The 7,848-nt window shown below is 58.8% G+C and carries 6 protein-coding genes and 1 pseudogene (1 of these 7 only partly in view); 5 read left to right on the forward strand and 2 right to left on the reverse strand.

Annotation, left to right across the window (positions count from 1 at the left end):
* Window positions 1–334, forward strand: a pseudogene (locus Q2B33_RS07250) (ABC transporter ATP-binding protein) (it extends 1,430 nt beyond the left edge of the window).
* Here Q2B33_RS07250 and Q2B33_RS07255 read toward each other — a convergent pair.
* Window positions 331–855, reverse strand: a complete 525-nt coding sequence (locus Q2B33_RS07255) for an AAA family ATPase (RefSeq protein WP_300563645.1) — start codon at window positions 853–855, stop codon at window positions 331–333. The pseudogene Q2B33_RS07250 and the gene Q2B33_RS07255 sit on opposite strands and share 4 nt — an antisense overlap.
* Window positions 856–1,079: 224 nt before the next feature.
* On the opposite strand from Q2B33_RS07255, the gene Q2B33_RS07260 reads away from it, so the two are divergent.
* Both Q2B33_RS07260 and Q2B33_RS07265 read left to right on the forward strand, forming a co-directional pair.
* Window positions 1,080–1,751 carry a GDSL-type esterase/lipase family protein gene (locus tag Q2B33_RS07260; protein WP_300563643.1) on the forward strand — a complete coding sequence of 224 codons (672 nt, stop codon included), beginning with the start codon at window positions 1,080–1,082 and terminating at the stop codon, window positions 1,749–1,751.
* Window positions 1,752–1,943: 192 nt separating this feature from the next.
* On the forward strand, window positions 1,944–4,754 hold the full coding sequence (locus Q2B33_RS07265; RefSeq protein WP_300563641.1) for an alpha-L-rhamnosidase: 2,811 nt from the start codon (window positions 1,944–1,946) through the stop codon (window positions 4,752–4,754).
* Window positions 4,755–4,865: 111 nt separating this feature from the next.
* Here Q2B33_RS07265 and Q2B33_RS07270 read toward each other — a convergent pair whose 3' ends face one another.
* Complete coding sequence (locus Q2B33_RS07270) at window positions 4,866–5,711, reverse strand: DegV family protein (RefSeq protein WP_300563639.1); 846 nt, start codon at window positions 5,709–5,711, stop codon at window positions 4,866–4,868.
* Window positions 5,712–5,878: 167 nt separating this feature from the next.
* Between Q2B33_RS07270 and Q2B33_RS07275 the strand changes: the two genes are divergently transcribed.
* Both Q2B33_RS07275 and Q2B33_RS07280 read left to right on the forward strand, forming a co-directional pair.
* On the forward strand, window positions 5,879–6,373 hold the full coding sequence (locus Q2B33_RS07275; protein WP_296460968.1) for a DUF1836 domain-containing protein: 495 nt from the start codon (window positions 5,879–5,881) through the stop codon (window positions 6,371–6,373).
* A 247-nt stretch (window positions 6,374–6,620) separates the two neighbouring features.
* Window positions 6,621–7,628 (forward strand): hypothetical protein, encoded by a 1,008-nt coding sequence (locus Q2B33_RS07280; RefSeq protein ID WP_300563636.1) that lies wholly within the window; start codon window positions 6,621–6,623, stop codon window positions 7,626–7,628.
* Window positions 7,629–7,848: the final 220 nt, after the last annotated feature.

Raw genomic sequence — 7,848 nt, forward strand, 5'->3', positions numbered from 1 at the left:
CCGGGAGTTCGGCGGCAGCGAGCTTTCCGGCGGGGAGTGGCAGAAGGTGGCCATCGCCAGGGGGCTGTTCCGGGACAGCGGGTTGATCCTGCTGGACGAGCCCACCAGCGCCCTGGATCCTTTGGTGGAGTATGAAATCCTCACGGGGTTCCTGAAGCTGATTCAGGGGAAGACCTCCGTCATCATTTCCCACAGGGTGGGAATCTGCAGGCATGCGGACAAGGTCGTGGTGATGAAGGCGGGAAAGGTGGTGGAGTGCGGCGGCCATGAGGAGCTTGTCAGGGCCGGCGGGGAGTATGCACGGATTTGGGGGGAGCAGGCGAAATGGTATTAGGGGAGCCTGCGTTCCAGATGTCCCGCAAGGAACGCCACGTTTTCCCGCACAGGCCTCGTCCCGTCCACCCGCAGCACGGGGCAGCTCAGCGCCCTTATCCATTCATCCACGGAATCCTCCGCCTTGGCGGCCACGGCTTCCAGGAAGCGCTCCTCCTGCTCATATAAATCGCCGCCGGGCAGCATCCGGCTGCCGAACTTTTGGAGAGAGCGGTTCCTGACCCGTTCCAGCCGGATGTCCCTGGGCACATGGATCAGCACGGCCCAGCGGAAGAAGGGATAGAAGCTTTCCCCATGCTCCATTTTCACGGTGGAGAGGACGAAATCCGGATGGGCCTGGATTTCGCCGCGCAGCACGGCTTCCGCCTCCTCCCGGGTGCGCGGGGAGGCATAAGCCTCCGCCCTGGGGAAATAGATGTCCTCGCTGTCGATGAAATGATGCCCCAGCTCTTCCGCAAGGGCTTTGCCCAGTGTGCTCTTTCCTGTGCCGTTCAGGCCGCAGACAATGATTCCGGTTCCCATAGATTCTTCTCCTCCAAAGCGTTCTGCAATTGACATCCAGTATAGCATGGCGTTGCGGATCTGGCTATCCGCCAAACGTCCAAAATTTTAGTAAAGATTTTTTATTTTGTATCTGTTATATTCCCCGCATTTCTGCTATGATGGGTAATAGGGCGTGACGGACAGCCAGGGCATTCGGGAGGAACCGGCTGGAAGAGCGCGCGAGATGCGAGGAGGGGATCGGGATGGCCGACAGGCAGGAAATCATGGAAATGATGCGGGCCAGGGGAGCGCAGGAGCAGCAGGACAGACTGCAGCGCTACCGGGTGCTGAACGAAAAGGTGAGGAAGGGGGAGATCCTCTTCACAGGCTCCTCCCTGATGGAGCAGTTCCCCATAGACGAGCTGCGGATGACCGAGGGGATTGATGCGGTGATTTACAACCGGGGCGTGGGAGGCTTCACCACGGAGGACATGCTGCGGCATATGGAAGAGATGGTGTTCGCCACGGAGCCGAGGAAGATATTCATCAATATCGGCACCAACGACATCAGCAGAACAGATTATCGTGTGGAGAAGCTGATGGAGAACTACGGGAAAATCATCGCCATGATACAGCGGCGGCTGCCGGAGGCGGAGATCTACATGATGGCCTACTACCCGGTGAACGAGGTGGACAAGCTGCCGGACGCCGAGTGGGCGAAAGGCATGTTCGCCACCCGCACCAATGAGAACATCCGCATGGCCAATGAGGCGGTGGAAAGGCTGGCAGGGGAGACGGGCTGCCATTATATCGACGTGAATGACGGGCTGACGGACGAAAACGGCAGGCTGAAAAAGGAGTACACCATCGAGGGCATCCATATGTACGCCAACGGCTACCGGGTTGTGCTGGAGAATCTCCGGAAATATCTGTAAGAAAGGTAGGGCCAATCAGCGTCTGCCCGGCCGGTGCCAGGTACTGGAGGGGCAGATGCGGAACTTAAATCAGCGTCTGCCCCGACAGTGCCCAGAAAACTTACGGACGCATCTTTTGGCGGGCGGAAGTTTTCTGCCGATATCTGGTACTGGAGGGGCAGATGCGGAACTTAAATTAAGGAGGAAAAGCAAATGAGGATTACGAACTGCAAGGTCAACCATCTCACCGCCCCCCTGGGGTATTGGATGGAGAAGCCCGTCTTCTCCTGGCAGGTGGAGGAGGCAGAGGGAAAGGCCCAGACGAAAGCCCGCCTGGTGGTGCGCCGGGACGGAGAGACGGTGGCGGACACAGGCTTTGCGCAGCTTGACAGCCTGGCGGAGCCCGTTGAGATGGAGCTGGCGCCCCGCACCCGCTACACCTGGACAGTGACCGTGTGCACGGATGCCGGGGAGGAGGCGGTAAGCGACGAGAACTGGTTCGAGACCGGAAAGGAAAACGAAGGCTGGAACGCCAAATGGATCGGGGACAGCCAGGCGCGCCATCCCATGTACTCGAAGCACATCGCCCCCGCAAAGCCTGTGAAGAGCGCCAGGCTCTACATCTGCGGCCTGGGCCTGTACGAGGCATACTATGTCCCGGGAAAGGACGCCGCGGCTGCAGGCTCCATAGAGACCCTGCGGGCGGAGGCGAAGATCGGGGAGGAACTGCTGGCCCCTTACTGCAACAACTACAATGAATGGGTGCAGTACCAGACCTATGACGTGACAGAGAAGCTGAAGGAAGAGGGAAATCTGTGCGTGCTGCTGGGCAACGGCTGGTACTTCGGGCGCTTTGGCTTCAACGATCCCGACGGCAGGCCTTATTACGGAAAGGGCAGGAAGCTCCTGGCCGAGCTGCGCCTGACATACGAGGACGGCACCGAGGAGGCCATCGGCACGGACGAGAGCTGGCAGGTGGACTACAGCAATATATTCTTTTCCAATATCTATGACGGCGAACAGATGGACGATACCCTGGAGCCCGTAGCGGCGGCAGCGGCCCAGGCGGTGGAGCCTCCCAAAGGGGCGCTGACGGCCAGGCGGAGCCTGCCGGTGAAGGCGCTGCAGGAGCTGCCTGCGGCGGAGCTGATCCATACTCCCGCGGGGGAGACCGTGGTGGATCTGGGCCAGAACATCGCAGGGTCTTTCCGCCTGCGGATCCATGAGCCAAAGGGCACGAAGATTCATGTCCAGGTGGGCGAGGTGCTGCAGCAGGGCAATTTCTATCGGGACAACCTGCGCTCGGCCAAAGCGGAGTACATCTACATATCGGACGGCCAGGAGCACGTCCTGCAGCCGTACTTTACGTTCTACGGCTACCGCTACGCCAAGGTGGAGGGCGTGACCGACCTGAAGCCGGAGGACTTCACAGGCCTGGCCATGTACTCCGACCTGCCCAGGAACGGCTGGCTGGAGACCGGAAACGAAATGGTGAACCGCCTGGTCCAGAACACGGAGTGGGGCCAGAAGGGCAACTTCGTGGACGTGCCCACGGACTGCCCCCAGCGCGACGAGCGCATGGGCTGGACCGGGGACGCGGAGGTGTTCTCCCCCACGGCGTGCTACCAGATGGACAGCTACGCTTTCTTTGCCAAGTACCTCTACGACATGGCCACGGAGCAGAAGACCCGGGACGGTGCCGTGCCGGACGTGATCCCCTCCTTTGGGCATAAGGGCATCGCCTGTGCCTGGGGGGACGCGGCCTGCGTGATTCCGTGGGTGGTATATCGGTTCTACGGAGACAAGTCCATCTTGGAGGGTCAGTTCGACAGCATGAAGGGGTGGGTGGACCATATCTACGGGCTGGAGCAGAACGACCAGGGCTGGCGGAAGCATTTCCACTATGGGGACTGGCTGGCCCTGGACGGCCCCGGGGGCATCGACGGCGTCATGGGGGCTACGGAGAACGCTTTTATCGCTTTGGTGTATCTGCGCTACAGCGCCCAGCTGACGGCCAAGGCGGCCGCGGTGCTGGGAAAGGCAGAGGAGGAGAGATACTACAGTGAGCTGGCGGATAAGATGCTGAAGGAAATCCGGCACGAGTACTTCGCGCCCTCCGGGCGCTGCTGCCTGGACACCCAGACGGCGCTGCTGCTTAGCCTGCGGCACGGCCTCACCGTGGACAGGGAGCAGACCGCGAAGCGCCTGCAGAAGAAGTTCGACGACAACGACGGAAAGCTCCAGACAGGCTTCGTGGGCACCCCTATCCTGGGCGAGGAGCTGACCAAAGCGGGCTTGAACGAGCTGGCCTACGGGCTGCTGTTCAATGAGGAGTATCCCGGCTGGCTCTATGAGGTGAAACTGGGGGCCACCACCATCTGGGAGCGCTGGAACAGCATGCTGGAGGACGGCAGCGTGTCCTCCACGGGCATGAACAGTTTCAACCACTATTCCTACGGCTCCATCGTGGAGTGGATGTATGCCTATGTGGCGGGCATCCGGCAGGCGGAGGACAGCATAGGCTTTCGGCATGTGTGCATCAGCCCGGTGGTGGATGCCAGGCTGGGGCATGTGGACGCCAGGTATCAGTCGGCCATGGGCCTGTGGAAGACCTCCTGGAAGGCTGTGGACGATAACCACCTGGAGTTCCGGGTTACCGTGCCTTTCGGCTGCCAGGCGGACGTGACCCTGCCCTATGCGCCTGAGAGCCTGTACGGGGATAAGGAGAATGCCATATTCGCCCATGTGGAGGACGGGGTCTGCCGTCTGGAGGCCGGAAGCTACAGCGTCACCTATGAGACCACAGCGCCCCTGCGCAGGATCTACAGCACGGCCACGCCGTTAAAGGAGCTTCTGGGTGTCCCTGCCATCCGCAGCTTCCTGACGGAGAAGATACCCCAGATCGGACAGGTGCCGGATCACATGAAATCCAGCAGCATCCGGGAGCTGGCCGCGCATTTTGCCGGGCACCTGGAGGCGGGAACGCTGGAGGTGCTGGACGAGGCGCTGGCGAAGCTGGGATAGGAGGCATTCAAGGGCTCGGAAACCGGCTGTTCTTTTGCATATGCAGCGTTGGGCGCTCATGAGAGGCCGACAATTTTCGGGCCTATGTGGACGACATGCGCTAATCAAGCATCATGAATTGATGTCCGGGCACTCTATCCCCACCAGCAGCCCGCCCTTTTCCGCATAGTAGCTGCACAGCGCCCGGGCCGTATAGAAGCGGACATCGGAGGCCTGGAAGCTCTCCCGGATGGAATCCGCCAGGGCGGCCGCCATCTTCTCGTTGCCATTGTGGGAGATAAGGACCTTGCCGCCCTGGTATCCCATCTCCTTCATGTATTTCAGGACGCTGGACAGCACGCACTGCTCACCGCGGCATTTGTTCAGCAGCTGCAGCTCTCCCTGGGCGCTGGCCTGGCCCACCACCCGGATGCCCAGGATGCCGGCCAGCTTGGCCACTGCGGGGCTCACCCGCCCGTTGTTCGCCAGGTTCCGCAGGGTCTCCAGGGAGAACATCAGATGGGTGCGCCGGGTGTAGGCCGTGATTTCACGGAGGATGTCCTCCCGCTTTTTGCCGGAGAGGATCAGCTCCTGCAGCTTCTCGATGATCAGGGCCATCTCCGGCCCGGTGGACAGGGAATCGATGACATGGACGAAACGGCCCGGGAACTGCTCCTCATACTCTTTCTTGGCCGACATGGCGAAGCTGTAGCTGCCGGACAGGGCGCTGGTGATCGTGACGCAGAATACGGTCTCGGCATCCCCGAAGGCCTTCAGCCAGTCGCCCACGCTGGGACAGGCGGTGCTGGAGGGGCCTTTGTGGGCTGCCAGGGTCTTCTCCAGCAGCTCCAGGTCTACGTCCTTGTCGTCGATGAACTCATGGGAACCGATGATGATGTGCAGGGGCACGGAGGCGAAAGGCACCTGCGCCAGGGCCAGGATATCGGATGAGGAGTCGGATACAATCTTATACTTCATGTAAAAACCTCCTTAAGGCATGGAAAACTATACTATCGGTTTTTAAAAAACCTTTCATATGTCATTTATAACAGTTTTTAAAAAACCTGTCAAGTGGTTTTCCATATTTTGTTGACGCTTGGAGGAATCTGTCTTATAATGGGCAGCAGAGGAAGGAAGCGTGTGAGATGAGTGTCAATATCAGTGAATTCCATATGCCCCGGTATCATGAGCTGCCGGATATGGGGCTGTATCTGGACCAGGTGGTGCGGTATGTGAACAACAGCCTGGCGGCGCTGGGCTGCCAGGAGATCACCGCGTCCATGGTGAGCAATTATGTCAAGAAGGGATATATCCAGAGTCCCGTGAAGAAGCAGTATTATGTAGAGCAGATCGCATATCTGTTTTTCATCGCAATCGCGAAGAATGTCCTGTCCATGGAGAACATCGGCAGTCTGTTCGAGATGCAGAAACGCACCCACGACACGCCCACGGCCTACGACTATTTCTGCCAGGAGCTGGAGAACATGCTGCAGTACATCTTTGGGTACAAGGAGGTGCTGGAGGATGTGGGGAACACCGCCAGCCCGGAGAAGAAGATACTGCGCTGCGCCATCACGGCCATGTCCCATATCATCTACCTGGGGCACTGCTTCGAGGCCATGGCCGCGGACATGAAATAGAAGTCCCGTGAAAAAGTACCAAAGCACAAAATCCCCACTTGACAGTTCTATGTTCCCTATAGTATTCTTGATTCATAGCAATACAATCTTTATTTCTGTTTCTTTCTGATGTCAAATGGCATCTCTGCCGTTTTTCACTGGAAAAAGCAACTGTAGAACCGTAAGGACTGTAAACATCAAAGTAATGCGTGGAATGGCAGGGAGAGGGCATTGGGCCTATGCATCCCTGCCGGAGAGGAGGGAGTCAATGGGACAGAAGAATGAGGCCATGCTGTCCTACCTGGAGGACCACGGGAGGTTCGCGGACCTGTTCAACCAATCATACTTCGGCGGGAGGCAGGTGGTGGACGCCAGGGAGCTGGAGGAGGCATCGGAGGCCTACCATGAGAAGCCGGGGGAGAAAGGGGGAGGCCGGGCGCGGGACTTGAAGAAGCGCCTGAAGTCCGGCAGGGAGCTGAAGATACTGGCAGTGGAGAGCCAGAGCGAGATCAACTACATCATGCCCTGGCGGGTCATGGACTACGACAGCAGAGAATATGGGAAACAGATCAGGAAAGCCCAGAGGGAAAACAGGAGGCGGGATAAGGCTGGTGAGGAAGTCTATAAGAGCGCCGGAGAGCGGATGAGCGGCATGGGGCGGGAGGAGAGGCTGGCGCCGGTCTACACAATCTGCCTCTACCATGGCGCGGAGCCCTGGGACGGCCCCAGGAGCCTGAAGGACATGATGGACTTCGGGGAAGCCGGGGAGGAGGCTGGCGGTTCGGAGTGGGAGGAGCATTTCGCGGACTATCCGCTGCACCTGGTAAGCGCCTGCGAGCCCATGGACTGCTCCGGCTTCCGGACGTCCCTGAAGGAGCTGTTCACTATCCTGCCGTACCACGGGGACAAGAAGCGGCTGAAGGAGTTCATGGGCAAAGCCTCGGCATACAGGAGGTTGGACGATGAGACCGCCAGCACCATCAGCGTTCTGCTGGGCATAGGCAAATATGAAGAGGAGAAAGAAAAATATCGGACGGAGGAGGGGGAATACGATTTGTGCAAAGCGATAGAGGATATGATGGAGGACAGCAGGCAGGAAGGGATTGTTGAAGGGGAAGCGCGTGGGGAAGCACGTGGAGAAGCACGTGGAGATGCGCGCCGGATAATCAGTGTTACGGAGAGCATCATGAAAAACCTGCACTGCACCCTGGAGAGGGCCTGCGAGATAGCAGGAATGCCGCTGGCCGAGTACCGGCAGGCGAAGACTATGCTGTAAAAGGCCAATAAAATAAAGAAGCTGGACGATGAGACCGCCAGCACCATCAGCGTTCTGCTGGGCATAGGCAAATATGAAGAGGACAAAGAAAAAAGTCGGCTTGCTTTGCAGCAATTTTCCGCAGGATTGTCAAGAAAATACATAGACAAATCCAGGCCCTATGGTGTAGAATAGACACCACTGCACTTCAGGCAGGGGCAGTGGTTTCGGTACATGAGTA

This window comes from uncultured Acetatifactor sp. (assembly GCF_948601915.1).
Taxonomy (GTDB): Bacteria; Bacillota; Clostridia; order Lachnospirales; family Lachnospiraceae; genus Acetatifactor.